Annotated in this window: 16 protein-coding genes; 10 read left to right on the plus strand and 6 right to left on the minus strand. The window is 74.1% G+C overall.

The features are described from left to right. Positions 1-25 precede the first annotated feature (25 nt). From ACTVZO_RS31625 to ACTVZO_RS31645, 5 genes are all read right to left on the minus strand, one after another. Positions 26-1,144: a DegT/DnrJ/EryC1/StrS family aminotransferase gene (locus ACTVZO_RS31625; protein WP_443301572.1), complete on the minus strand. Its 1,119-nt coding sequence runs from the start codon at positions 1,142-1,144 to the stop codon at positions 26-28. Then, positions 1,141-1,908: a NeuD/PglB/VioB family sugar acetyltransferase gene (locus ACTVZO_RS31630; RefSeq protein ID WP_443301573.1), complete on the minus strand. Its 768-nt coding sequence runs from the start codon at positions 1,906-1,908 to the stop codon at positions 1,141-1,143. The genes ACTVZO_RS31625 and ACTVZO_RS31630 overlap by 4 nt, the downstream gene beginning before the upstream one ends. Continuing rightward, a complete protein-coding gene (locus ACTVZO_RS31635; protein WP_443301574.1) occupies positions 1,905-3,053 on the minus strand; it encodes a DegT/DnrJ/EryC1/StrS family aminotransferase in 1,149 nt (382 codons plus the stop codon). The genes ACTVZO_RS31630 and ACTVZO_RS31635 overlap by 4 nt, the downstream gene beginning before the upstream one ends. Beyond that, positions 3,050-4,072 (minus strand): SDR family NAD(P)-dependent oxidoreductase, encoded by a 1,023-nt coding sequence (locus ACTVZO_RS31640; RefSeq protein ID WP_443301575.1) that lies wholly within the window; start codon positions 4,070-4,072, stop codon positions 3,050-3,052. The genes ACTVZO_RS31635 and ACTVZO_RS31640 overlap by 4 nt, the downstream gene beginning before the upstream one ends. A 150-nt stretch (positions 4,073-4,222) precedes the next feature. Further along, entirely contained in the window at positions 4,223-5,311 is a 1,089-nt protein-coding gene (locus ACTVZO_RS31645; RefSeq protein ID WP_443301576.1) for a Gfo/Idh/MocA family protein, read from the minus strand. A 354-nt stretch (positions 5,312-5,665) separates the two neighbouring features. Here ACTVZO_RS31645 and ACTVZO_RS31650 point away from each other — a divergent pair, with 354 nt between their 5' ends. The 9 genes from ACTVZO_RS31650 to ACTVZO_RS31690 all read left to right on the plus strand — a co-directional run bounded on the left by ACTVZO_RS31650 (position 5,666) and on the right by ACTVZO_RS31690 (position 20,171). Next, complete coding sequence (locus ACTVZO_RS31650) at positions 5,666-6,535, plus strand: glycosyltransferase (RefSeq protein ID WP_443301577.1); 870 nt, start codon at positions 5,666-5,668, stop codon at positions 6,533-6,535. 2 nt (positions 6,536-6,537) lie between these two features. Then, positions 6,538-7,902 (plus strand): MFS transporter, encoded by a 1,365-nt coding sequence (locus tag ACTVZO_RS31655; protein ID WP_443301578.1) that lies wholly within the window; start codon positions 6,538-6,540, stop codon positions 7,900-7,902. After that, positions 7,899-8,930 carry a TolB family protein gene (locus tag ACTVZO_RS31660; protein WP_443301579.1) on the plus strand — a complete coding sequence of 344 codons (1,032 nt, stop codon included), beginning with the start codon at positions 7,899-7,901 and terminating at the stop codon, positions 8,928-8,930. Before ACTVZO_RS31655 ends, ACTVZO_RS31660 begins: the two co-directional genes overlap by 4 nt. 82 nt (positions 8,931-9,012) lie before the next feature. Next, positions 9,013-10,812: a VanW family protein gene (locus ACTVZO_RS31665; RefSeq protein WP_443301580.1), complete on the plus strand. Its 1,800-nt coding sequence runs from the start codon at positions 9,013-9,015 to the stop codon at positions 10,810-10,812. 144 nt (positions 10,813-10,956) lie between these two features. Next, positions 10,957-13,557, plus strand: a complete 2,601-nt coding sequence (locus ACTVZO_RS31670) for a SpoIIE family protein phosphatase (protein ID WP_443301581.1) — start codon at positions 10,957-10,959, stop codon at positions 13,555-13,557. A gap of 324 nt (positions 13,558-13,881) precedes the next feature. Continuing rightward, positions 13,882-14,121 (plus strand): hypothetical protein, encoded by a 240-nt coding sequence (locus ACTVZO_RS31675; RefSeq protein WP_443301582.1) that lies wholly within the window; start codon positions 13,882-13,884, stop codon positions 14,119-14,121. A 125-nt stretch (positions 14,122-14,246) separates the two neighbouring features. Next, complete coding sequence (locus ACTVZO_RS31680) at positions 14,247-15,053, plus strand: HlyD family efflux transporter periplasmic adaptor subunit (protein WP_443301583.1); 807 nt, start codon at positions 14,247-14,249, stop codon at positions 15,051-15,053. 119 nt (positions 15,054-15,172) lie between these two features. Continuing rightward, positions 15,173-17,290 carry an NHLP family bacteriocin export ABC transporter peptidase/permease/ATPase subunit gene (locus ACTVZO_RS31685; RefSeq protein WP_443303327.1) on the plus strand — a complete coding sequence of 706 codons (2,118 nt, stop codon included), beginning with the start codon at positions 15,173-15,175 and terminating at the stop codon, positions 17,288-17,290. Position 17,291: 1 nt separating this feature from the next. Next, on the plus strand, positions 17,292-20,171 hold the full coding sequence (locus ACTVZO_RS31690) for an NHLP bacteriocin export ABC transporter permease/ATPase subunit (protein WP_443301584.1): 2,880 nt from the start codon (positions 17,292-17,294) through the stop codon (positions 20,169-20,171). A gap of 6 nt (positions 20,172-20,177) precedes the next feature. On the opposite strand, the gene ACTVZO_RS31695 is transcribed toward ACTVZO_RS31690, so the two are convergent. Beyond that, complete coding sequence (locus tag ACTVZO_RS31695; protein ID WP_443301585.1) at positions 20,178-20,750, minus strand: hypothetical protein; 573 nt, start codon at positions 20,748-20,750, stop codon at positions 20,178-20,180. Positions 20,751-20,973: 223 nt separating this feature from the next. Here ACTVZO_RS31695 and ACTVZO_RS31700 point away from each other — a divergent pair, with 223 nt between their 5' ends. Beyond that, positions 20,974-24,909: a Pls/PosA family non-ribosomal peptide synthetase gene (locus ACTVZO_RS31700; protein WP_443301586.1), complete on the plus strand. Its 3,936-nt coding sequence runs from the start codon at positions 20,974-20,976 to the stop codon at positions 24,907-24,909. The last annotated feature ends 19 nt before the right edge of the window (positions 24,910-24,928 follow it).

Here is a 24,928-nt window from a genome sequence, read left to right on the forward strand (position 1 = left end):
TCATCGTCTACGTCGGCACGGGGCGTCAGCGCAGGGCGTCGGCGAGCGCGGCCACGACCCGCTGCTGCTGCTCGGCGGTGATCTGCGGGAAGAGCGGAAGGGAGAGCATCCGGTCGGCGGCCAGTTCGGCGTGCGGGAAGTCACCGCGGCCGTGGCCTAGATGGGCGAAGGCCGGGGTGAGGTGGACCGGGGCCGGATAGTGCACGCCCGCGCCGATCCCCTCGGCGTTGAGCTTGCCGACGACGGCGTCGCGGTCGCCGCCCGCGGCGACCCGTACGACGTACAGGTGCCACACGTGGACGTTGCCCGGCTCCGTCACCGGCAGGGTGAGGCGCCCGGCGGCCGCCAGAGCGCCCAGCAGCCCGTCGTAGCGGGCGGCGGCGGCCCGGCGGGCCGCGTTCCCCCCGGCCAGCCGGGCCAGCTTCGCCCGCAGGACCACGGCCTGAAGACCGTCCAGGCGGCTGTTGAACCCGGCCACGTCGTGCCGGTACTTGGCGACGCCGCCGTGGTTGGCCAGGGCCCGGACCAGGTCGGCGCGCTCCTCGTCGTCGGTCACCACCGCGCCCGCGTCCCCGTACGCGCCCAGGTTCTTGCCCGGGTAGAAGCTGGTCGCGGCGATCCCGCCGCTGCCGGGGGAGCGGCCGTCGCGGGTCGCGCCCTGGCTCTGCGCGGCGTCTTCGACGACCCGTACGTGCGGGGGCAGCCCGGCGGTCAGCTCCGCGGTGTCGGCGCACTGTCCGTACAGGTGGACCGGGACCACCGCGCGGGTGGCCTCGCCGACCGCGTCCAGCGCGGCCCGCGGGTCCATCAGGAGGCTGTCGGGCAGGCAGTCCACCAGGACGGGCCGCGCACCGATCCGGGCGACGGCGCCCGCGGTGGCGATGAACGTGTTGGCGGGCAGCACCACCTCGTCCCCGACGCCGACCCCGCTCGCGCGCAGGGCCAGTTCGAGGGCGTCGGTGCCGTTGGCGACGCCCACGCAGTGCCGGACCCCGGCGAACTGCGCGTACTCGCGCTCGAAGGCGCGCACTTCCTCACCGCCGATGAAGGCGGTGTCGGCCAGCACCCGGTCGAAGCCGGCCCGTAATTCCCCGGCCACCTCGGCGTGTGCCGCCTTCAGGTCGACGAGCGGTATCTGGTTCATGCGACTGGGCTCTCCATCCGTGTCCCCGGCCACCGGCCGGTCATCTCCCCATCGGTGCGCAGCTCGTCGAGCGCCGGACCGTCCGCGGCCCGCAGCCGCCGGGCCGGGCTGCCGGCCCACACCTCGCCCGGCGGCACATCGGCCAGCACCGTGCTTCCCATACCGGTCAGCGACCAGGCGCCGACCGTCGTGTACTCGCGGACCAGTGAGCCCGCCCCCACATAGGCCCCCCGCCCCAGCCGCACCCCGCCGCCGAGGCGCACCCCCGAGGCGAGCGTGGCGAAGTCCCCGACCGCGTCGTCGTGCGTGAGGACCGCGTGCGGCATCACCGCCACGTGCGAACCGAGCCGGACGGCGGCCGTCAGGACGCAGTGCGCGAGCAGCACCGAGCCCGCGCCGAGCGCCGAGGAGCCCGACACCGCCGCCGTGGGGTGGACCACCGTCGCGTAGCGGCTCACGGGCAGCCCCAGGCGCCGCACCAGGCGGGCCCGGACGGCGTAGTCGCGCGGACTGCCGACGCAGACCACCACGCGGGCGTCCCGGCGTTCGTGCACGCGCTCCGAGCCGCCCAGGACCGGCACCCCGTCGACCTCCCGGCCGTGCAGGGCCGGATCGTCGTCGAGGTGCCCGGCGAGCCGCCACCGCGGTGCGAGGCCCCGCGCCGTGTCGGCTGCGGTCACGTCCCGCACCGCCTGCGCCGTCTCCCGGGCGAAGCCGCCCGCACCGACGATCAGCAGGTCCTCGGTGACCTGCGGCCCGCTCATCCGCCGGCCTGTTCGCGCAGCACCGAGACCACCCGGTCCTGCTGCTCCCGCGTCATGGTGTGGAACAGCGGCAGGATCAGCGAGTCGCGGCTGATCCGCTCGGTCACCGGCAGCTGCGCCGCGCCGTGCCCCGCGTAGGCCGGCTCCAGGTGCGAGGCCATGATCCCGCGCCGGGCCGAGACGCCCGCCTCGGCCAGTACGCCGAGCAGCCGGTCCCGGCCGACCGGGAACTCCCCGGCCAGCAGCACCCAGTACGACTGGAAGTTGCCCTCGCCGTGGACGGGGTCCCCGACCGGGCGGACGCCGGGGACGGCCCGCAGCAGTTCGGTGTACCGGGCCGCCAGCTCCCGCCGCCGGGCCACAATCGCGTCCAGCTTGCCCAGCTGCACCAGGCCGATCGCGGCCTGGATGTCGGTCATCCGGTAGTTGAAGCCGACCTCCAGATAGCTCTCGACGATCGGCGTGCCGCTCGCGTGCCGCTGCGCCGCGGACACGTTCATCCCGTGCTCGCGCAGCCGCCGCAGCCGCTCGGCCCACTCGGCGTCGTCCGTGGTCAGCATGCCGCCCTCGCCGGTGGTGATCACCTTGCGGGGGTGGAAGGACCAGGCGGCGAGCAGGGCGCCGTGGCCCACGGACTTGCCGCCGACGGTCGCGCCGATGCCGCAGGCCGCGTCCTCCACGAGCGCCAGGTCCCAGTCGGCGCATGCCGCGCGCAGCGCGTGCACGTCCGCGGGCACCCCGCCCTGGTGGACGGCGAGCACCGCCTTCGTACGGGGGGTGCGGACCGCGTCGACGGTGGCCGCCGTCAGGTTGCCGGTGGCCTCCTCGACGTCCGCGAACACGGGCCGAGCGCCCACGTAGCGCACCGCGTTGGCCGTGGCGATGAACGACAGGGAGGGGACGACCACCTCGTCGCCCGGCCCCAGCTCCAGGGCCACGAGCGCCAGGTGCAGGGCGGTGGTGCACGAGCTCACGGCGATGCCGTGCCCGGCGCCCACCCGCTCGGCGAAGGCCCGCTCGAACTCGGCGACCCGGGGGCCCTGCGCGACCCAGCCCGAGAGCACGGCGTCGGCGGCGGCCCGCGCCTCCTCCTCGCCCAGCCAGGGCACCATCACGGGGATCCGGGCCCCGGCACCGGCGCTCATCGGGCCTCTTCCGCGCCGCCCGAGCCACCCGTACCCGTACCCGAGGCGTCGGCGGCGCGCTCGGCCCGCCACCACTCGACCAGGTCCCGCAGCCCGCTGCGCAGGTCGATCTCCGCCGTGAAGCCGAGCCGCCGCGCGGCCTCCCCGGTGTCCGCGAGGCGCCGGGTCACCCCGTTCACGGCGCGGGCCGGCCCGTGCTCCGGCACCAGGTCCGGGCCCGCCCCCATCGCCTCCAGCAGGCCCAGCGCCAGCTCGAGCAGGCTGGTCTCGGTCCCGCTCGCGACGTTGAACACCTCGTCGGTCAGGTCCGACTCCGCCGCCAGCAGATTGGCCCTGGCGATGTCCCGGACGTCCACGAAGTCCATGGTCTGGGTGCCGTCGCCGAGGATCAGCGGCGGTTCGCCCGAGGCGATCCGCTCCATCCAGCGGATCAGCACCTCGGTGTACAGCCCGTGGATGTCCATCCGGGGCCCGTACACGTTGAAGTAGCGCAGCGCGACGTAGTCCAGCCCGTACATGGCGTGGAAGCTGCGCAGCATGCCCTCGTTGAACGCCTTCGCCGCCCCGTAGAAGGTGTCGTTGTTGTAGGGGTGGTGGCGCTCGGTGGTCGGGAAGGTCTCGGCCAGCCCGTAGACCGAGGCCGAGGACGAGGCGATCACCTTGCCCACCCCGGCGGCGGCCGCGGCCTCCAGCACGTTGAACGTGCCGTCGACCATCACCTCGTTCGCCAGCCGCGGTTCCTCCGCGCACTGGGTGATCCGGATCGCGGCGAGGTGGAACACCAGGTCGGCGCCCTCCGTCGCCTTGCGGACGGCGGCGGCGTCCCGGATGTCGCCCTCGACGACCTCCACCACGCCGCTCGGCAGGGCGCGGGCCAGGTTCGCGGCCCGTCCCCGCACGAAGTTGTCGAGCACCACGATCTCGCGTGCCCCGTTGCCCACCAGCCGGTCCACCAGGTGCGAGCCGATGGTGCCGGCTCCTCCGGTGACCAGAATCCTCTTGCCTCGTACGCTGCTCAACGCCCTGCCCCTACTGAGTCGGTCACGGTCTTGCGTGCGAAAGATCTGCGAAAGGTCTGCGAAAGGTCTGCGAAGGTCTGCGGAATCGCTGCGAACGGCCGCGGAGCGCCGTGCACGTGCTCACGCCGGCCGCGGCCGGGCCGCGAACGCTCAGCGTCCGGTGCGCAGTCCGACGACCGCGCCTCGGAACTCCAGGCTCCGGGAGGCGGCTTCGAGGATGTCCAGCACCTTGAGCCCGGCCCGGCCGTCGGTCAGCGCGGGCCGGCCCGTCCGGATCGCGGCGGCGAACTCCTCGACCATGCTGCGCAGCGCCTCCTTCTCGCCGAGCGCGGGCGCGACCATGTCGCCGGTCCGGTAGGAGACGAGCATGTCGCGGCGCTCGTCGGCGCCGATCTCCTGCGGGGCCGTCAGGTCCACGCCGCGGTCGAACACCGCCACGCGCTGGGAGGGGTTGAGGTCGTCCCACACCAGCGTCCGCTTGGAACCGCCGACCATGGTGGTCCGTACCTTCGTCGGCGAGAGCCAGTTGACGTGGACGTGCGCGATGGCGCCGGTGCTGAGCTGGAGCGTCAGATACGCCACGCAGGACTGCCCGGTCCCGATCGGGTCGGCCCCGTGCGCGGCGACCGCGACCGGCTGGACGTGGTCCGGGAGGATGAAGTCGAGGACCGACAGGTCGTGCGGGGCCAGGTCCCACAGGACGTCGATGTCCTTCTGGACGAGCCCCAGGTTGATCCGGACCGAGTCGACGAACTGGATGTCGCCCAGCTCGCCGGAGCGGACCATCTCCCGGATGCGGCCCACCGCCGGGGTGTAGCAGTACGTGTGGTCGCACATCAGCGTGAGGCCGCGTTCCTCGGCCTCCCGTACGAGCTTCAGCCCGTCCTCGTACGTGGCCGCGAGGGGCTTCTCCACGAGGACGTGCTTTCCGGCGCGCAGCGCGGCCAGAGCCACGTCCAGATGGGTTCCGGCCGGAGTGGCCACCGCCACCGCCTCGACGGCCGGGTCGGCGAGGACCGCCGCGTAGTCCGCGGTCGCCTCCACGGTGGAGTAGCCGCCCAGCACCTGCCGGGCGCGGTCCACGTTCAGGTCGCACAGCCAGCGGAGCCGGAACTCCGGACTGGACTGGAAGTTGCGGACGAGATTGGGGCCCCAGTAGCCCGCGCCGACGACGGCGACGCCTAACGGTCCGGTGGGCGCCGGCCCGACGGCGGCGGCGTCCTTCGCAGTGTCCTTCACAGCGTTCCCCTTCGCTCCGCGCGACGCGCCGGCCGGCGCGTCGGCCCTTCGTGGCCGGGACCCGTGCGAGGGAAGGACGTGCCGTCGACGGCAGGCGGGAAGCCCGCGCGACCCATGCGTGACCTGCTCAACGGTGATGGCCCCCCACAACCGATGGAGGCTCCGCGACATCCGCGTGCCTCCGCCCCCCGGCCGCCCGGCGCTCCCCTCGCGCCGGTCCGGCCACGGGCGGGCCGCGTGTTCCCCCAGGCAGCCCACCCCGTAACGACGGTCAATCTAGTCCACCGGGCCTACCCCCGGGGAGAGTTGGCGACAAACGCCTGGAGCGAGTGTTCGACCGTGCATACTTCCCGGGTGACCAGCATCGTGATACCGGCCCACAACGAGAGCCGGGTCATCGGCCGCCTCCTCGACGCCCTCCTGTCCGGCGCCCCGGCCTCCGGGCCCGACATCGTCGTGGTGTGCAACGGCTGTACGGACGACACCGCCCGCGTGGCGGCGGAGCGGGGCCCGCGCGTTCGGGTGGTGGAGATCCCGACTCCCTCCAAACACGCGGCCCTTCGGACCGGCGACGAGCACGCGCGGGGCTTCCCCCGCCTCTACGTGGACGCCGACGTCGTCTTCGGGGCCGACGGGGTACGGGCCCTGGCCGCCGCGCTCGCGGGGAGCCCGGAGCTGCTGGCCGCCGCCCCGGACCGGGAGATCCCGCTGACCGGCTGCGCGTGGCCGGTGCGGGCCTACTACCGGGTGTGGCAGCGGCTGCCCGCCGTCCGCGCGGGCCTGTTCGGCCGGGGGGTCATCGCGGTGACCGAGGAGGGGCACGCGCGGATCGCCGCGCTGCCCCCGCTGATGGCCGACGACCTGGCCGCGTCCCTCGCCTTCGGCCCGGGGGAGCGGCGCGTGGTCGCGGCGGCCCGGGTCGTCGTCCACCCGCCGCGGACCTGGTCCGACCTGATCCGGCGGCGGATCCGCGCGGCGACCTCGTCCGCCGAACTGGAGCGCCACCAGGAGTCGTTACGCGGCGAGGGGGCCGACGCGCCCCCGCCGACGGCCCGTACGGGCACCGGCGACCTGCGCGCGCTGCTGCGGTCGGATCCGCGGCTGCTCCCCGGGGTCGTGGTGTTCGCCGTGGCCGCTCTCGCCGCCCGCAGAGGGGCCCGCAGGGCCATCAGGAACGGAGACTTCTCCACCTGGCTGCGGGACGAGAGTTCGAGGAGCTCCTGACCATGTACCTCGCGGACCGCTCCGCCCCCGCCGGGGCGCAGGGCGCGCCGGACCGCGTTCCCGGGCGGACGCCGTCGGTCGCCCCCGCCGTCCTCGCACTGGGCACGGTCAGCCTGATCACCGACGTCTCCTCCGAGATGGTCACCGCCGTACTGCCCCTGTACCTGATCGCCGGACTGGGCCTCAGCCCCCTCGGGTTCGGCGCGCTCGACGGCGTCTACAACGGCGTCAGCGCCCTGGTCCAGCTGACCGGCGGCCACCTCGCGGACCGGGTCCGCAACCACAAGCTGATCGCCGGCATCGGCTACGGCCTGTCCGCCGTGTGCAAACCGCTGCTGCTGTTCGCCCACGGCCTCGGCCCGGTCGGCACCGTCCTCGCGCTGGAGCGCACGGGCAAGGGCCTGCGCACCGCCCCGCGCGACGCGCTGATCTCCCTGTCCACACCCGCCGCGGCACAGGGCCGCGCGTTCGGCGTGCACCGGGCCATGGACACCACCGGGGCCCTGCTCGGCCCGCTCGCCGCCTTCCTCATCCTGAGCGTGGCGGTCGACGGCTACGACGCCGTGTTCGGGGTCAGCGCCTGCGTGGCCGCGCTGGGCGTGGTGGTGCTGATCCTCTTCGTACCGGGCACCGCCGGTTCACCGGGGTCCGGTTCCGGCCGAACCGGCGCCGGTGCCGCGGACGGTCCCGCAGCCGGTGCCGGTGCCGGTCCCGCAGCCGGTGCCGGCCCCCAGGCGGCGCGGCCCGTCGGCGTGCGCGAGGCCCTGGCCCTGCTGCGCCTGCCCCGGCTGCGCGCCCTGGCCGGATGCGCGGCTCTGCTCGGCCTCACCACCGTCAGCGACGCCTTCGTCTACCTACTGCTCCAGCGCCGCACCGGCATCGCCGACCAGTGGTTCGCGCTGCTGCCGCTGGGCACCGCCGCCGTGTTCCTGCTGCTCGCCGTCCCCGCGGGGGCCCTCGCCGACCGGATCGGGCGGCGCAGCGTGTTCCTCACCGGGCACGCCCTGCTGCTCGCCGGGTACGGACTGCTGCTGTGGGCGCCCGACTGGCCCGCCCTGCCCTTCCTCGTACTGGCCCTGCACGGCATGTTCTACGCCGCCACCGACGGCGTCCTGCCCGCCGCCGTCGGGGCCGTCGTGCCCCGGGAGCTGCGGGCCACCGGCCTGGCCCTGGTCGGCACCGGCCAGGCCCTGGCCCGCTTCGGCTGCTCCATGGCCTTCGGCGCGGCCTGGACGTTCTGGGGCACCGGCCCCGCCCTGGCCGCCGCCGCGGCCGGCCTGCTGTGCAGCGCGGCCGTCGCCGCCTTCGTCCTGCGCCCGCCCGACCCGTCCCGACGCCCCCGAGGAAGCCGAGGAACCCCCCGATGACGCTGCCGCGCCGCCTGCTCGTACTCACCGCGGCCGTGGTGCTCCTGGGGGCCCTGGCCGCCGCGCTCGTCCTGCGCGCCGCCGCCCGGGACGACCGGCCGCAGCAGGGCGGCCCCGCCGTCGCCGCGGGCGGCCTCACCCTCGGCGGGCCGGACCGGCTGGCCTTCGTGAACGCCGCCCAGGGCCCGCACCGCGGCGCCCTCGCCTCCGTACCGGCCGGCGCCCCGCAGGCCGAGCGCACCGCCTCCGAGCTCAGCTGCCGGCGCTTCCACTCCGCCGCGGGCACCGGCGTGTGCCTGCGCTCCGCACCGGGCGCCCTCGCACAGGACAACCAGGCCCTCATCGTCGACGCCGAGCTGCGCACGCTGCGCAGCTTCCCGCTGGCGGGCACGCCCAGCCGGGCCCGGGTCTCGCCGAGCGGACGGTTCGCCGCCTGGACGGTCTTCGTCTCCGGCGAGTCCTACGGCGCCGCGTTCTTCTCCACCCGCACCGCGATCCTGGACACCCGGGACTGGCGTCTCGAAGCCAACCTGGAGGAGTTCACCGTCCTCATGGACGGCCGCGAGTACCGCGCGGCGGACGTGAACTTCTGGGGGGTGACCTTCGCCAAGGACGACGACACCTTCTACGCGACCCTGAGCACCGCGAACCAGACCCACCTGGTCAAGGGCTCGATCTCGCGGCGTACGGTCACCACCCTCGCGCAGAACGTCGAATGCCCGTCCCTGTCCCCGGACGAGACCCGCATCGCGTACAAGAAGCGCGTACGGGCCGGCGCCTCGCTGTGGCGCGAGCACGTCATGGACCTGGCGACGCTCCGCGAGCACCCGCTCGCGGAGAAGCGCAGCGTTGACGACCAGGCCCTCTGGCTCGACGACAAGACCCTGGCCTACGCCCTGCCCACCGAGGGCGCCCCGGACAGCACCGACCTGTGGACCGCTCCCGCCGACGGCTCGGGCGCCCCGCGCCTCCTGACCCCCTCGGCGTCCTCCCCGGCCCGCCTGGGTCCATCGATGTCCGGTTCGTGACAAGAGTTACATCCGCCCCAAAACCGAGCGTTTTCCGGGGATCATTATTTCCCGGAATCGTCGTATACCGGCCGGGAGTGACATGGGACGCGCAGGCAGCTGGACGGGCAACTGGCGCATAGCCCTGCCCCTGGCGGGCGGGGCCGCCGTACTCGGCCTCGGCGGCCTGTACGCCACCGGGCTCGCGACCGGCGGCGACATCGCCCAGGGCACGCGCGTGCGCGGCGTGGACATCGGCGGCATGAGCCGCGCCGAGGCGCGGCAGGCGCTGGCCGGATCGCTCGGACCCGGAGCCGAGGAACCGCTCGTACTGAAGATCGGCGACCGCGTCGAGCGCGCCGCTCCGGCCGAGCTCGGGCTGTCCCTCGACACCGAGGCGACCCTCGACCGCGCCGAACGCACCGGATACGGGCCGGTCGCCGTCATCGGCGGGCTCTTCGCCTCCGGCGACCGGGACCTCGAGCCCGTGGTCCGCCTGGACGAGCCCACCGGCCGCGCCGCGATCGACCGCATCGGCGCGTCGGCCGAGCAGCCGGTCCGGGACGGATCGATCGCCTTCGAGGAGGGCACGGCGAAGGCCGTCGCCGCCCGGCCCGGGGTCTCCCTGATCGAGGACCGGGCCCTCGACACCCTCCGCGAGGCGTACCTGCGGCCCGACGCCGGCCCCGTCGCGCTGCCCGTCGAGCACACCCAGCCGCGGATCGGGGCGGAGGAGACCGGACGGGCCATGCGGCAGTTCGCCCGCCCGGCGATGTCGGGTCCCGTCACGCTCACCGTCGACGGCACGCGCATACCCATCAGCCCCGCCGTGCTCGGCGAGCACCTGAAGATGACCGTCGACGGCGCGAGCCGGCTCGTGCCGTCCCTCGACTCCAAGGGCCTGCTCGCCGACCCCGCCGTGGCCGGCCCCATCGGGGAGGCCACCCGGATCCCCCGCGACGCCGGGTTCGGCGTCGGCGCGGACGGCCGCGTGGTCCTCGGGGACCCCGGCGACGCGGGCCGCCAGGTCACCCAGGCGGCGCTCGGCAAGGCCGTGCTGCCCCTGCTCACCCGCTCGGGCGCGGCCCGCACCGCAGAGGTCCCCACCGTCGAGGTCCAGCCCGACCTCACGAGCGCCGAAGCGCAGCGGCTCGGCATCAAGGAGAAGGTCTCCTCCTTCACCGTCGACTTCCCGGCCGCCCCGTACCGCACCACGAACATCGGCCGGGCCGTGGAGCTCATCAACGGCTCGGTCGTCATGCCGGGGGAGGAGTGGAGCTTCAACCGCACGGTCGGCGAGCGCACCCCGGAGAACGGCTTCGTCGACGGAATCATGATCAACGACGGCCAGTACGTGAAATCCCCCGGCGGCGGCGTCTCGGCGGTGGCCACCACCATGTACAACGCGGTCTTCTTCGCCGGCCTGAAGCCCGTCGAGCACGGGGCCCACTCGTTCTACATCGAGCGCTACCCCGAGGGCCGGGAGGCCACCGTCGCGTGGGGCACCCTCGACCTGCGCTGGATCAACGACTCCGGACACCCGCTCTACGTCCAGGCCTCGTCCACCGACACCTCGCTGACCATCACCCTCCTCGGCACCAAGAAGTACGACGAGATACGGGCGACCAAGGGCCCGCGCACCAACATCACGGAACCCGGCAAGCGGACGGGCAGCGGACCGCTCTGCGAGGTCCAGACCCCGCTGGAGGGCTTCGACGTCACCGTCGGCCGCGTCTTCGTGCAGGGCGGCCAGGAGGTGAAGCGCGAGGACTTCAAGACCCACTACACCCCGCGCGACGAGGTCACCTGCACCCCGGAGCCCGAGCCGACCGGGTCCGCCACGGCTCCTGCCGCCCCCTCCGCCACCCCCTCGGGCGCCCCCGCGGCGGCGCCCGTCCGGTGACCGTCCGGCTGCGCCGCGTGCGCTTCGCGGGTACGAGGGCCCTCGAGGTGCTACAACTGGGATCGTGACCCTTCCTCGCCACCCGTGCCGGGCACGTCGGTGCGGTCACCCCTAGGCAACCGAACCAGAAGCGTCGCCGGACAGGTGTTCGTCCTCCAGGTGGCGATCGTGGTGTTGCTCGCCGCCGGCGCACTCCTGGCCCTGGTGCTCCAGTCGCGACACGACATCGACCGGGAAGCACGCAGCCGGTCGGTGGCCGTCGCCCAGACCTTCGCGCACTCCTTGGGGCTGCAGGAGGCCCTGAAGACGTCCGATCCGTCGGCCGTCCTGCAGCCGCTGGCCGAGGCGACCCGCAAGGACGCGGGGGTGGACTTCATCGTGGTGATGAACACCGACGGCATCCGCTACAGCCACCCCCAGCCCGACCGCATCGGCAAGCGCTTCGTCGGCACCATCGAGCCCTCGCTCGCCGGCCAGGTCCACACCGAGAGCGTCCAGGGCCCGCTCGGCAAGGAGATCCAGGCGGTGGTGCCGGTCACCGGGCCCGACGGCAAGGTCGTCGGCCTGGTCTCGGCGGGCCTGACCGTGAAGAACGTGAGCGGTGTCGTCGACCGCCAGCTCCCCGTCATCCTGCTGGCCATCGCGACCGGCCTGGCCCTGGCCACCGGCGGCACGGCGCTGATCAGCCGCAGGCTGCGCCGGCAGACCCACGGGCTGGGCACGCAGGAGATGACCCGCATGTACGAGCACCACGACGCGGTGCTCCACTCCGTGCGCGAAGGGGTGCTGATCACCGACGGCGAGGGACGGCTGCTGCTGGCGAACGACGAGGCCAAACGGCTGCTCGGGCTGCCGGACGACGCCGAGGGCCGCCACATCGGCGACGTACCGGGCCTGGACCGCCGGATGGCGGACCTGCTGCTGTCCGGCCGGGTGGCCACCGACGAGGTGCTGGAGACCGGGGACCGGCTGCTCGTGGTCAACCAGCGGCCCACCCACACCCGGGGCCGGGCCGAGGGCACCGCGGTCACCATCCGCGACTCCACCGAGATGCGGCTGCTGACCAGCCGGGCCGAGACGGCCCGCAAACGGCTCAAGCTGCTCTACGACGCCGGCGTGGACATCGGCACCACCCTCGGCGTGGAGCGGACCGCCGAAGAGCTCGCCGCCGTCACCGTCCCCCGGTTCGCCGACTTCGTCACCGTCGACCTCGCCGATCCGGTGCTCGACGGCGACGAGCCCGGTCCGGGAGTCGACATGCGGCGCACGGCCGTCGCCGGCATCCGCTCCGACCACCCCCTCTACCCCCTCGGCCGGCTGATCGACTTCCTGCCGTCCACCCCGCAGGCCCGCGGCTACGGCACCGGCAAGGCGGAACTGGTCCCCGACCTCGCCGACGCGCCCGGCTGGCAGGCCCAGGACCCGCCGCGCGCACAGGCCATCGTCGAGTACGGGATCCACTCGCTCATCGCGGCCCCGCTGACGGCCCGCGGCGTCGTGCTCGGGGTGGTCAACTTCTGGCGGTCGCAGAAGCCGGAGCCCTTCGACGAGGACGACCTGTCCCTGGCCGAGGAACTCGTCGCCCGCGCGGCCATCAGCATGGACAACGCCCGCCGCTACACCCGCGAGCACGCCCTCGCCGAAACGCTCCAGCGCAGCCTGCTGCCGCGCGCCCTGCCCGAGCAGAGCGCCGTGGACGTGGCGCACTTCTACCTGCCCGCGCAGTCCGGAGTGGGCGGGGACTGGTTCGACGTGATCCCGCTGCCCGGCAGCCGGGTCGCCCTGGTCGTCGGAGACGTCGTCGGGCACGGTCTGCACGCCGCGGCCACCATGGGACGGCTGCGCACCGCCGTGCACAACTTCTCCTCCCTCGACCTGCCCCCCGACGACCTGCTGGCCCGCCTCGACGACCTCGTCCAGCGCATCGACCACGACGACACCGGGGACGGCGAGGGCGGCAGCGTCGGCGTACTGGGCGCGACCTGCCTGTACGCCGTCTACGACCCGGTGTCCCAGATCTGCACCATGGCACGGGCCGGACACCTGCCGCCCCTGATGGTCACCCCCGACGGCACGGCCCGGATCGTGGAACTGCCGACCGGGCCCCCGCTGGGCCTGGGCGGCATGCCCTTCGAGACCGCCGAGCTGCACCTGCCGGAGGGCAGCCAGCTCGTCCTGTACACCGACGGGCTGGTCGAGGAGCGGTCCCGGGACATCGCCGAGGGGCTGGAGCTGCTGCGCACGGCCCTGAGCCACCCCGGCCGGGACCCCCGCGACAGCTGCCGGGCCGTTCTCGACACCCTGCTGCCCGACCGGCCCGGAGACGACGTGGCGCTGCTCGTCGCCCGGACGCGGACCCTCGGCCCGGACCGGGTCGCGCAGTGGGACGTGCCGCCCGACCCGAGCGCCGTCGGCGTCGTACGCAACGCCGCCGCGGCCAAGCTCGAGGAGTGGGGCCTGGGAGAACTCGGCTTCGCCACGGAGCTGATCCTCAGCGAACTGGTCACCAACGCCCTGCGCCACGGCCGTGAGCCGGTCCGGGTACGGCTGCTGCACGACCACACGCTGACCTGCGAGGTGTGGGACGGCAGCAGCACGGCCCCGCACCTGCGGTACGCCGCCACCACGGACGAGGGCGGGCGCGGACTGTTCCTGGTGGCGCAGCTCAGCGAGCACTGGGGCACCCGGTACACGACCGAGGGCAAGGTCATCTGGGCGGAGCAGGTGCTGCCCGGCCCCGCCTGACGGAAATCTGCACACGGTGTGCGCGAACGGGCCCGGCCGTGTTCACCGCCCAGCGGAATGCCGGACATGTCCCATGCGCTTGATGGGTGTTCGTCCCCTTCCTCCCCCTAGGACGCCATGCCCCGCATTTCCGTTACCCGATCTCGCAGAGAAGCTGTGACCATTCGGTGAACGAAGCGCCACACGCGCCATTCGGGGAACTCTTCGGCCGGTAAGCAAGCGTCAACGGGATTGGCCCGGCAGCCCGTTCGCGTGCTTTCATCAAGCCGCTGCGGCCGCCGGAGAATCGCGGCCGAGTTCCCCCTGCAACGAAAGGTGCGCATCATGCGTGACAACATCGAGACCCGTGAGATCGACGACACCGAGCTGGACGCCGTCTCCGGCGGTGTCATCAGCGTCTCCGGCGGCGTGGCCGGCGCTGTGACCAGCGACGTCAACGGCGTGGTGGGCCTCGTGGGCTCCCTCGACACCGTCCAGACCGCGCAGGGTCTGGTCGCGGGCGTCCCCGGTCTGGTCTCGGGCGTCACCGGCGTTTCCGTGAACCTCGGCCGCGCCGGTCTCTGAGCCGATAACGCGCGAACCCCGGAGCGTCCCCCACGGCTCCGGGGTTCACGCAATTGAGTGCGGGCAGTCCCAGGAAACGCCGCCGACCGAATGCGGCCGAACGAATGCAGTTGAAGGAATAGTCCGTGGAGTTTCGCCAAAAGGCTCTTTCCAAGCTGCAATCGCCCGAAGAACTCGACCTGCCCGTACGCTTCGCCCGCCCGCAGGGGCGGCTCGTCCTGGCCGTCACCGTCCTCGTCATGGCCGCCGCGACCTTCTGGGCCGTCACGGGCACCGTCTCCGCCAAGCTGAGCGCGCCCGGCGTCCTCACCCGCCCCGAGGGCAGCTACGTGCTCCAGAGCCCCGTCGCGGGCCAGGTGACCGAGGTGCTCGCCGAGGAGGGCCGGCTGCTGCCCCCCGGCGCGCCCCTGCTCACCGTCCGCACGGAGCAGGGCGACCGGCCCGTGCGCGCGGTGACCGGCGGCCGGCTGGCCACACTGGTCGCCCGGGTGGGCTCGGTCGTCACGACCGGCGCCGACGTGGCCACCCTGGAGCACGTGAAGAACCCGGACGACCCCCTGGTCGCCGTGCTCTACGTGCCGGGCTCCGGCGGTGCGGCGATCGCCGTGGGCGCCTCCGTCGACCTGACCGTCCAGTCCGTCCCCCAGCGGCAGTTCGGCGTACTGCGCGGCCGGGTCACCGCCGTCGGCCGCACGCCCCGGACGCCCGCGCAGATCGGCGCCTTCCTCGGGGACGAGGGCCTCGCCGAACGGTTCTCCCGGCAGGGCAGCCCGGTCGCGGTCCTCGTGGAGCTGGAGCGCTCCTCCGCCACGAAGTCCGGCTACCGCTGGTCCTCCGCCGACGGGCCCCCGTACGCCGTCGACTCCGCCACCCCCGTCACCGGCGCCGTCCACCTCGCCGCGCAGCGCCCCGTCGACTGGCTCCTGCCGTGACCGCGCCGCGCAGGGCCGCCCCGAGCCGGTCCCGACGCCGGTCCGCGCCCGCGCCCAGGGCCCGCAAGGCCCCCGGGGGAGCCGCGCCCCGGACCGTACGCACCCCCACCGTGCTCCAGATGGAGGCCGTGGAGTGCGGAGCCGCCGCCCTGGCCATGGTGCTCGGCCACTACGGCCGCCACGTGCCCCTGGAGGAACTGCGCATCGGCTGCGGCGTCTCCCGCGACGGCTCCCGCGCCAGCAACCTGCTCAAGGCGGCCCGCGGCTACGGGCTGAAGGCCAAGGGCATGCAGATGGACCTGGCCGCGCTCGCCGAGGTGCGGGCCCCCGCCGTGCTCTTCTGGGAGTTCAACCACTACGTCGTCTACGACGGCACCGGCCGCCGCTTCGGCCGCCGGGGCGTCTACGTCAACGACCCCGCCAAGGGCCGCCGGTTCGTCCCCATGGACGAGTTCGACACCAGCTTCACCGGGGTGGTGCTCACCTTCGAACCCGGCGAGGGCTTCGGCCGCGGCGGCCGCAAGCCGGGCGTCCTCGGCGCCGTACCGGGCCGGCTGCGCGGCACTTCGGGCACCCTGGCCGCCGCCGTCGTCTCCAGCCTCCTGCTGGTCGCCGTCGGCGCCTCGGTGCCCGCGCTCAGCCGCACCTACATCGACATGTTCCTCATCGGCGAGCAGACGTCGCTGCTGGGCGTGCTGTTCGCGGCGATGGCCGCCACCCTGGTGCTCACCGCCGTGCTCACCGCGCTCCAACAGGCCAACCTGCTGCGCGGACGCGTCATCTCCTCCACCCTGGGCAGCGCACGCTTCCTGCGCCACCTGCTCCGCCTCCCCGTCACCTTCTACTCCCAGCGCGGCCCGGCCGACCTGGTCCAGCGGCTCCAGTCCAACGACGCGGTCGCCGAGACCCTCGCCCGGGACCTGGCCGCCGCCGGGGTGGACGCCGTCGTCGTCGTGCTCTACGCCGTGCTGCTGTGGACCTACGACCCGCAGCTCACCCTCGTCGGCGTGGCCGTGGCCCTGCTCAACGTAGTGGCCCTGCGCGTCGTGATCCGGCTGCGGGCCACCGGCACCCGGAAACTGCGCGCCGAGAGCGCCCGGCTGACCAACACCTCCTTCACCGGTCTCCGGCTCATCGAGACGATGAAGGCCACCGGCGGGGAGAACGGCTTCTTCCGCCGCTGGGCCGGACAGCACGCGGTCACCCTCGACGTCCGGCAGCGGCTCGGTGTGCCCGGCGCGTGGCTGGCGATCGTCGCGCCCACCCTGGCCGCCCTCAACAGTGCGCTGATCCTGATGACCGGCGGCCTGCGGGCCGTGGAGGGGCACCTGTCCGTCGGCCTGCTCGTCGCCTTCCAGGCCCTGGTGACCAGCTTCACCGCGCCGATCTCCCGGCTGGGCGGCGTCGCCGGACGGATCCAGGACTTCGCCGCCGACGTCGCCCGCCTCAAGGACGTCGAGAACTTCCCCGTCGACCCGGTCTTCTCACGGCGCGAGCCCGCCGGGGGCACCCGCCGCCTCAAGGGCCACGTGGAACTGGACGACGTCACCTTCGGCTACAGCCCGCTGGACGCCCCGCTGCTCAAGGGCTTCTCGCTGTCGGTCGGCCCCGGGCAGCAGGTCGCGCTCGTCGGCGGCTCCGACAGCGGCAAGTCCACCGTGTCACGGCTGATGTCCGGACTCCACACCCCCTGGCAGGGGGCCATCCGCATCGACGGCATGCGGCTGGAGGACATTCCGCGCAGCGTGCTCGCCGCCTCCGTCTCCTTCGTCGACCAGGACGTGTTCCTCTTCGAGGGCACCGTCCGCGACAACATCACCCTGTGGGACCCCTCCCTCCCCGACGAGGCCGTCGTCGCCGCCCTGGAGGACGCCGCCGTCCACGAGGTGGTGGCCCGCCGCCCGGGCGGCATCCACAGCCGCGTCGAACAGGACGGCCGCAACTTCTCCGGCGGTCAGCGCCAGCGGCTGGAGATCGCCCGCGCCCTCGTGCGCCGCCCCAGCGTCATGGTCCTCGACGAAGTGACCAGCGCCCTGGACGCGGTGACCGAGCAGACCGTCATCGACAACCTGCGGCGCCGCGGCTGCGCCTGCGTGGTCATCGCCCACCGGCTGAGCACCGTGCGCGACAGCGACGAGATCGTCGTCCTCGACCGGGGCACCGTCGTGGAACGCGGCCGCCACGAGCACCTGGTCGCCGCGCGGGGCCCGTACGCGGCCCTGGTCAAGGAGCACTGACGTGACGTACGCACACCAGGCCGTGCCCCCCGCCGCACCCTGGCACGGCGCCCCGGGCGCACCGTACGACCCCGTCGTCGCGGCCCTCGGCCGGCTCGGATCGCCGGTCGACTGCACGGGGCTGCGCAGCCTGGCCCTGGAGGGCCCGCTCGTGCTGTGGCTCGTCGTACACGGCGCGCTGGACCTCTTCGCCGTCGACGCGGCGCAGGCCGGGCCCTGGCACTTCCTCGGCCGCCTGGAGGCGGGCACCCTGCTCCAGGGCCCGGTCGAGGGCCCCGGGCACACCCTGGTGGGCCGCCCCCTGCACGGGTGCCGGCTGCGCCGCATCGAGCTGCGCGAGCTGCCCGCCCCCGGCCACGGCGCGCCCCACCCCAACGGCTGGACCGACCAGGGGGAGTACGCCCCCCAGCCGGTGTACCCCAGCCCCCTCGAGGACGCCTTCGCCCGCGGTGTCGGCCGCGGCCTGCGCGTGCTCTACCAGGCACCGCTGGAAGGCCGTGCCGCGGCCGTGGACGGCGCGGCCGACGACGACATCCTGTGGATCCGGGTCACCCCGGGCGGCGTGCGGTACGGCGCCGTGTACGAACGGGGCGCGGCCGGCACCCTGCTCCTCGACCCGGCGATCTGGCAGGGCATGGTCGACCAGCAGTACCGGCTGCTGTACGCCCTGGACCGATCCATCGAGGAGGCCGAGCGCGCCCACGAGGACCGGATGGCGGCGGGCGTCGAGGCCGGCCAGGCGGCCCGTACCCAGGCCGACCGGACCCTGCTGGCCTCCATCGGCGGCGCCGGCGGCCGCTCCCGGCACCGCGGCGCGAGCGTCGACGCGACCCTCGCCGTGTGCCGCCTGGTGGCCGGCGAGGCCCGCATCACCCTGTCCGAACCGGGCGGCGCGGACGCGGACCCCGAGCGCACCGACCCCGTCGAACGCATCGCGCTCGCCTCGCGGGTCCGCACCCGCGAGGTCCGCCTCGGCGGGCGCTGGTGGCGGGAGGACTCGGGCCCGCTGGTGGGCCGCCGGGAGGAGGACGGCGCCCCCGTCGCCCTGCTGTGGCGGCGCGGCCGCTACGAGGCGGCCGACCCCGCCACCGGCCGGCGCGAGCGCCTCGACGGCCGTACGGCGGCCGCCTACGAGCCGCGCGCCGTCATGTTCTACCGCCCGCTGCCCGACGGCCGGCCCGGCCTGCCCGCCCTGCTCCGCTTCGGCCTGCACGGCACGGGTCCGGAGCTGCGCCGCCTCGCCCTGGGCGGACTGGTCGCCGTGCTGCTGGGCGCACTGGTGCCCGTGGCCACCGGCCGGGTGCTCGGCCGGTACGTCCCGCAGGGCGAGAGCGGCCTCATCGTGCAGACCGCGATCGCGCTCATCGCGACCGGCGTCGTCGCGGCCGCGTTCATGCTCCTGCAGAACCTGTCCGTGCTGCGACTGGAGGGCCGCATCGAGGCCACCTTGCAGCCTGCTGTGTGGGACCGGCTGCTGCGGCTGCCCACCACCTTCTTCACCGGCCGCTCCACCGGCGAACTGGCCGGAGCGGCCATGGGAGTCAGCGCCATCCGCGCCATGCTGTCCGGGACCGGCGCGGTCTGCGTACAGGCCCTCGCGGTCGCCGCGATGAACCTGGTCCTGCTGCTCCTCTACAGCGTGCCGCTGGCGATGGCGGCGCTCGCCATGCTCCTCGTCGTGGCGGCGGTCTTCCTGGGCCTGGGGCTGTGGCAGCTCCGCTACCAGCGCCGACTGGTCAAACTGGGCAACCAGTTGGGCAACCAGGCCTTCCAGACCCTGCGCGGACTGCCCAAGCTGCGCGTCGCCGCGGCCGAGAGCTTCGCCTACGCGGCCTGGGCGCGGGAGTTCGCCCGCACCCGCGAACTGCACCAGCGCATCGGCCGGGTGCAGAACGTGACCACCGTGCTGGGCGCCGTGTACCTGCCGCTGTGCACGCTGGTGATGTTCGTACTGCTCGCCGGACCGGCCCGCGGCAGCATGACCGCCGCCGAGTTCCTGACCTTCAGCACCGCCCTGACCATGCTGATGTCCTCGGTCACGCAGCTCACCGGAGCCCTGATCTCGGTCGCCGCCGTGCTGCCGATGTTCGAACAGGTCAAGCCACTGCTCCAGGCGGCCCCCGAAACCGGCCGGGCCGGCATCCGCCCCGGCGAGCTGACCGGCGCCCTCGAAGCCGAGGACCTGTCCTTCCGCTACTTCGACGACGGTCCGCTCGTCCTCGACGGCGTCGGCTTCCGGGTCCGGCCGGGGGAGTTCGTCGCGATCGTCGGCGCCAGCGGCTGCGGCAAGTCGACCCTGCTGCGGCTGCTGATCGGCTTCGACAAGCCCGTCTCCGGCAGCGTCCGGTACGACGGCCAGGACCTGGCGGCGCTGGACGCGGCGGCCGTGCGCCGCCAGTGCGGCGTCGTCCTGCAGAACGCGCAGCCCTTCACCGGCTCGATCCTCGACTGCATCCGCGGCGCGGGGACGTTCTCGCTGGAAGAGGCCTGGGAGGCCGCGGCGATGGCGGGACTGGCCGAGGACATCAAGGCCATGCCGATGGGCATGCACACCATGCTCTCCGACGGCGGCGGCACCGTCTCGGGCGGCCAGCGCCAGCGGCTGATGATCGCCCAGGCCCTCATCCGCAAGCCACGCGTCCTGTTCTTCGACGAGGCCACCAGCGCGCTGGACAACGAGGCCCAGCGCGTGGTCATCGAATCCACCCGAGCCCTGCGCGCCACCCGCGTCGTGATCGCCCACCGGCTGTCCACGGTCATGGACGCCGACCGGGTGATCGCCATGGCGGACGGCCGCGTCGTCCAACAGGGCCCGCCCGCCGACCTCCTCGCCGACCCGTCGGGCCTGTTCCACGAACTGGTCCACCGCCAGCTCGGCTGACCGGGGTCAGGGGCGGACCTGGACGGGGCAGGGGCGGTATTCGAGGCTGAGTTCGCGGTCGACGGCGTAACTGGTCCTCATCGACGCGTCGGTGACCTTCTGCCAGGAGCCGTACTTGGCGTAGAGCTGGTCCGCGGTCGGTCCGAGCGGGTTGCCGTACTTGGCGATGTTCCGCTCCTCCAGGATCCGCACCTCCTCCGGGGTCATCCCGGCCCGGGTGATCTCCTTGGCCTGGTTGCGCATGTCCACCAGCTCCCGGGCGATCTCCTCCTCGGAGGCCCCCGCCTCGCGCATGTTGGCCTCGGTGCGGTGCATGTCCTCGAGGAGCCCGTGGTAACGCATCCGCGTCCGCTGGGCCTCGACCTTCTCCCCGTACGGCAGGACCCGGATCCGGCACACGACCGGGTCGGTGCTGGGGCAGGGGTCTTCGGCGCTGACCGGCGGGGAGAGCGGAGCGGTGATGAGGGAGCCGCACGGCTCCCAAGCGGCTGCCGCGGAGGAGGCGGCGGTGGTCAGCAGGGCGAGGGCGGCCACGAACGGGACGAGGCCGCGGCGCAGCAGCGAGGAATGGGGATGCATGCCCGCATCCTTGGCGGGCGCGCGGCCTCCGCACGCGCGGACACACCGATGATCACTCCTACGAGGGGGCCGCGCCGTATCGGCCACACTCGAGGCTTCGAAGCGAAAATTCTCGATGACGCACTAGAATGGCAGGTTGTTCGGCGCCGGACCGGAACAACCCGGGCAATCCCGGCCTCCGCCGGCGACCCGGGACTCTTCCGGGAACGAGACGCGAGGGCCGATGGCAGCCACACCAGAGCGCGGTGACAGCACCCTGCTCGACGACGCGGCAGTGCTCGACGAGTCCGGCAAATCAGCCCTGTTCCGTGCCGGGCCCGCCGCCCCGCCGCGCACCCTCGTCGACATCCTCGACGCCTCCGTACGGGCGTACCCCGACGAGCCCGCCCTGGACGACGGCACCGCCCAGCTGACCTACCGGGCGCTGGCCGCCGAGGTCGAGCGCCGGCGCCGGGCCCTCGCGGCCGCCGGCGTGGGGCGCGGCGACCGGGTCGGGGTCCGCGTGCCCTCCGGGACCAACGAGCTGTACGTGTCGATCCTCGCCGTGCTCGCCGCGGGCGCCGCATACGTGCCGGTCGACGCCGAGGACCCCGACGAACGGGCCGAGCTGGTCTTCGGCGAGGCCGGGGTGCGGGCGGTGGTGGGCGCCGGACAGCGCATCGACACGACCGGATCCCGGGACGCAGCCGACACCGCCCCGGCCGCCGCCCCGGCCGAAACCGCCGCCGCCCGCCCCGGCCCCGAGCACGACGCGTGGATCATCTTCACCTCCGGCTCCACCGGCAAGCCCAAGGGCGTCGCCGTCAGCCACCGCAGCGCCGCCGCCTTCGTGGACGCCGAGGCCGCGCTCTTCCTCGCCGAGGAGCCGATCGGACCCGGCGACCGGGTCATGGCCGGCCTCTCCGTCGCCTTCGACGCCTCCTGCGAGGAGATGTGGCTGGCCTGGCGCTACGGCGCCTGCCTCGTCCCCGTCCCCCGCTCCCAGGTGCGCAGCGGCGCCGACCTCGGCCCCTGGCTCGTCGAACAGGAGATCACCGTGGTCTCCACGGTGCCGACCCTGGCCGCGCTGTGGGAGCCCGAGGCCCTGAACGAGGTCCGGCTGCTGATCTTCGGCGGCGAGGCCTGCCCGCCCGAGCTGACCCAGCGCCTGGTCACCGAGGGCCGCGAGGTATGGAACACGTACGGGCCCACCGAGGCCACCGTCGTCGCCTGCGCCTCGCTGCTGACCGGCGAGGAGCCGATCCGCATCGGCCTGCCGCTGGACGGCTGGGAACTGGCCGTGGTCGACGAGTCCGGCGAGCCGGTGCCGATGGGCGGCAGCGGCCAGCTGGTCATCGGCGGCGTCGGCCTCGCCCGCTACCTCGACCCCGAGAAGGACGCCGAGAAGTACGCCCCGCTGGAATCCCTCGGCTGGCAGCGCGCCTACCGCAGCGGCGACCTCGTCCGCGCCGAACCGGAAGGCCTGGTCTTCCTCGGCCGCGGCGACGAGCAGATCAAGCTCGGCGGCCGGCGCATCGAGCTCGGCGAGGTCGACGCCGCCCTCCAGGCCCTGCCCTGCGTGGCCGGCGCGGCAGCCGCCGTACGCACCGCCCGCAGCGGCAACCAGCTGCTCGTCGGCTACCTCGTCACCCAGGAGGGCTGGGACCAGGCGGCCGCCGTCGAACGGCTGCGTTCCGAACTGCCCGCCGCCCTCGTGCCCCTGCTCGCGCCGGTCGAGGAGCTGCCGACCCGCACCTCCGGCAAGGTCGACCGCGACGCACTGCCCTGGCCGCTGCCCGACCTGGAGACCGCCGGCCCCGCCGAACAGCTCTACGGCACCGAGGCCTGGCTCGCCGAGCAGTGGACCGAGACCCTCGGGGTGACCGTCGCCGGCGCCGCCGACGACTTCTTCGCCATCGGCGGCAACAGCCTCGCCGCCGCCCAGCTCACCACCCGGCTGCGCGCCCGCTACCCGAGCGCGGCCGTCCTCGACATCTACCAGCAGCCCACCCTGCGCAAGCTCGCGCGGCGCCTGGAGAAGTCCGTACAGGACGACGGCGCGGCCCGCACCATCGAGCCCGTCCCGCTCCGCACCAAGGCGATCCAGTCGCTCCTGCTGCTCCCCCTGTTCACCCTCGTCGGCCTGCGCTGGACGGTGGCGCTGCTGGCCCTGGGCAACGTCCTGCACTGGTTCGGGCCCTACCCGTGGGCGCCGACCGCCTCCTGGTGGCTCGTCGCCGCGGGCGCGGCCCTGCTCTTCAGCCCGCCCGGCCGCCTGGCCATCGCGGCGGGCGGCGCCCGCCTGCTGCTGCGCGGGGTCAGGGCCGGACGCCACCCTCGCGGCGGAAGCGTCCACCTGAGGCTGTGGACGGCCGAGCGGCTGGCCGAGTACGTCGGCGCGACCTCCCTCACGGGCTCCTGGCTGGAGCGCTACGGCCGCGCCCTCGGCGCCAAGATCGGCCCCGACGTGGACCTGCACTCCCTGCCGCCGGTCACCGGCATGCTCAAGCTCGGCCGCGGCTGCGCCGTGGAATCCGAGGTGGACCTGTCCGGCCACTGGCTGGACGGCGACCGGCTCGAGATCGGCGCGGTCAAGGTCGGCGCGGGCGCCGTCGTCGGCACGCGCAGCATCCTCTTCCCCGGCGCCCGCGTCGGCAAGCGGGCCGAGGTGGCCCCCGGCTCCGCCGTCGTCGGCCAGATCCCGACCGGCCAGCGCTGGGCCGGGGCGCCCGCCGGCAAACTCGGCAAGGCCAAGCGGAACTGGCCCAAGGAACGCCCGCCGCGGGCCGTCCACTGGCGGGCCATGTACGGGGCCACCGGCTTCTGCCTCACGGCCCTTCCGGTGCTCGCCACCCTGCCCGCCCTGCTCGTCGTCAGCCGGTTCGTACCCGCCGGCGCGGACCTGCCCGCCGCTCTCACCGGAGCGCTGCTCGCCGTGGTGCCCGGGGCGCTCGCGTTCGGCTTCGCGTACGCGCTGCTCCTGCTGGTCTCCGTACGCCTGCTCAGCCTCGGGCTGCGCACCGGGAACCATCCGACGCACAGCAGGGTCGGCTGGCAGGCCTGGACCGTGACCCAGCTGATGGACCTGTCCCGCGAGACGCTCTTCCCGCTGTACGCCGGACTGATCACACCGGTGTGGCTGCGGCTGCTCGGCATGAAGATCGGCCGGGGCGCGGAGGTGTCCACCGTCCTCGCGCTGCCGAGCCTCACCACCGTCGGCGAGGGCGCGTTCCTCGCCGACGACACCCTGACCGCCCCCTACGAACTGGGCGGCGGCTGGGTGCGGATCGGACACTCCGAGATCGGCCGCCGGGCCTTCCTCGGCAACTCCGGCATGACCGCGCCGGGCCGTACCGTCCCGGACGACGGACTGGTCGGCGTACTGTCCGCAACCCCGAAGAAGGCCAAGAAGGGCAGCTCGTACCTGGGCCTGCCGCCGGTCAGGCTGCCGCGGTCCGCCGCCGACGCCGACCAGAGCCGCACCTACGACCCGCCCGCGCGGCTGCTGTGGGCGCGCGGCCTGGTGGAGCTGTGCCGGCTCGCCCCCGTCTTCTGCTCGGCGGCGCTGGCCGTGCTGACCGTGGCCGCGCTCTGCGCGCTGATCACCGCGAGCGGGCTGGGGATCTGGGGAACCGCGCTGCTGTCCGGTGCGGTCCTGCTCGCCGCGGGCGTGGCCGCGTGCGCGGTCGCCGTGGCCGCGAAATGGCTGCTGGTGGGACGCCACCGGACCGGCGAGCACCCGCTGTGGAGCGGTTTCGTCTGGCGCAACGAACTGGCCGACACCTTCGTCGAGGTACTGGCCGTGCCGTGGCTGGCCGGATCGGTGTCCGGTACACCGGTGCTGTCCCTGTGGCTGCGTGCGCTGGGGGCCAGGATCGGCCGCGGCGTGTGGTGCGAGAGCTACTGGCTGCCCGAAACGGACCTGGTGGAGCTGGGTGACGCGGTCAGTGTGAACCGCGGCTGTGTGTTGCAGACGCACCTCTTCCACGACCGGATCTTGAGGACGGATACTGTGGTCCTCCATGAGGGCGCCACCCTGGGCCCGGGCGGCATCGTCCTGCCCGGGAGCACGGTCGGGGCCCGCAGCACCCTGGGTCCCGCCTCCCTCGTGATGGCCGGGGAATCCGTGCCCGCCGACTCCCGCTGGCTGGGCAATCCGATCGAGGCGTGGCGGTCCTGACAAGGGCCAGAACGGAAGC

It is taken from the genome of Streptomyces sp. IBSNAI002 (assembly GCF_052244475.1).
In the GTDB taxonomy this organism is placed as follows: Bacteria; Actinomycetota; Actinomycetes; order Streptomycetales; family Streptomycetaceae; genus Streptomyces.

Excerpts from the sequence above, each read along its gene's own strand:
- ACTVZO_RS31625 (WP_443301572.1), bottom strand. The coding sequence starts at position 1,144 with ATGAACCAGATACCGCTCGTCGACCTGAAGGCGGCACACGCCGAGGTG.
- ACTVZO_RS31630 (WP_443301573.1), bottom strand. The coding sequence starts at position 1,908 with ATGAGCGGGCCGCAGGTCACCGAGGACCTGCTGATCGTCGGTGCGGGC.
- ACTVZO_RS31635 (WP_443301574.1), bottom strand. The coding sequence starts at position 3,053 with ATGAGCGCCGGTGCCGGGGCCCGGATCCCCGTGATGGTGCCCTGGCTG.
- ACTVZO_RS31655 (WP_443301578.1), top strand. The coding sequence starts at position 6,538 with ATGTACCTCGCGGACCGCTCCGCCCCCGCCGGGGCGCAGGGCGCGCCG.
- ACTVZO_RS31660 (WP_443301579.1), top strand. The coding sequence starts at position 7,899 with ATGACGCTGCCGCGCCGCCTGCTCGTACTCACCGCGGCCGTGGTGCTC.
- ACTVZO_RS31665 (WP_443301580.1), top strand. The coding sequence starts at position 9,013 with ATGGGACGCGCAGGCAGCTGGACGGGCAACTGGCGCATAGCCCTGCCC.
- ACTVZO_RS31675 (WP_443301582.1), top strand. The coding sequence starts at position 13,882 with ATGCGTGACAACATCGAGACCCGTGAGATCGACGACACCGAGCTGGAC.
- ACTVZO_RS31685 (WP_443303327.1), top strand. The coding sequence starts at position 15,173 with ATGGAGGCCGTGGAGTGCGGAGCCGCCGCCCTGGCCATGGTGCTCGGC.
- ACTVZO_RS31695 (WP_443301585.1), bottom strand. The coding sequence starts at position 20,750 with ATGCATCCCCATTCCTCGCTGCTGCGCCGCGGCCTCGTCCCGTTCGTG.
- ACTVZO_RS31700 (WP_443301586.1), top strand. The coding sequence starts at position 20,974 with ATGGCAGCCACACCAGAGCGCGGTGACAGCACCCTGCTCGACGACGCG.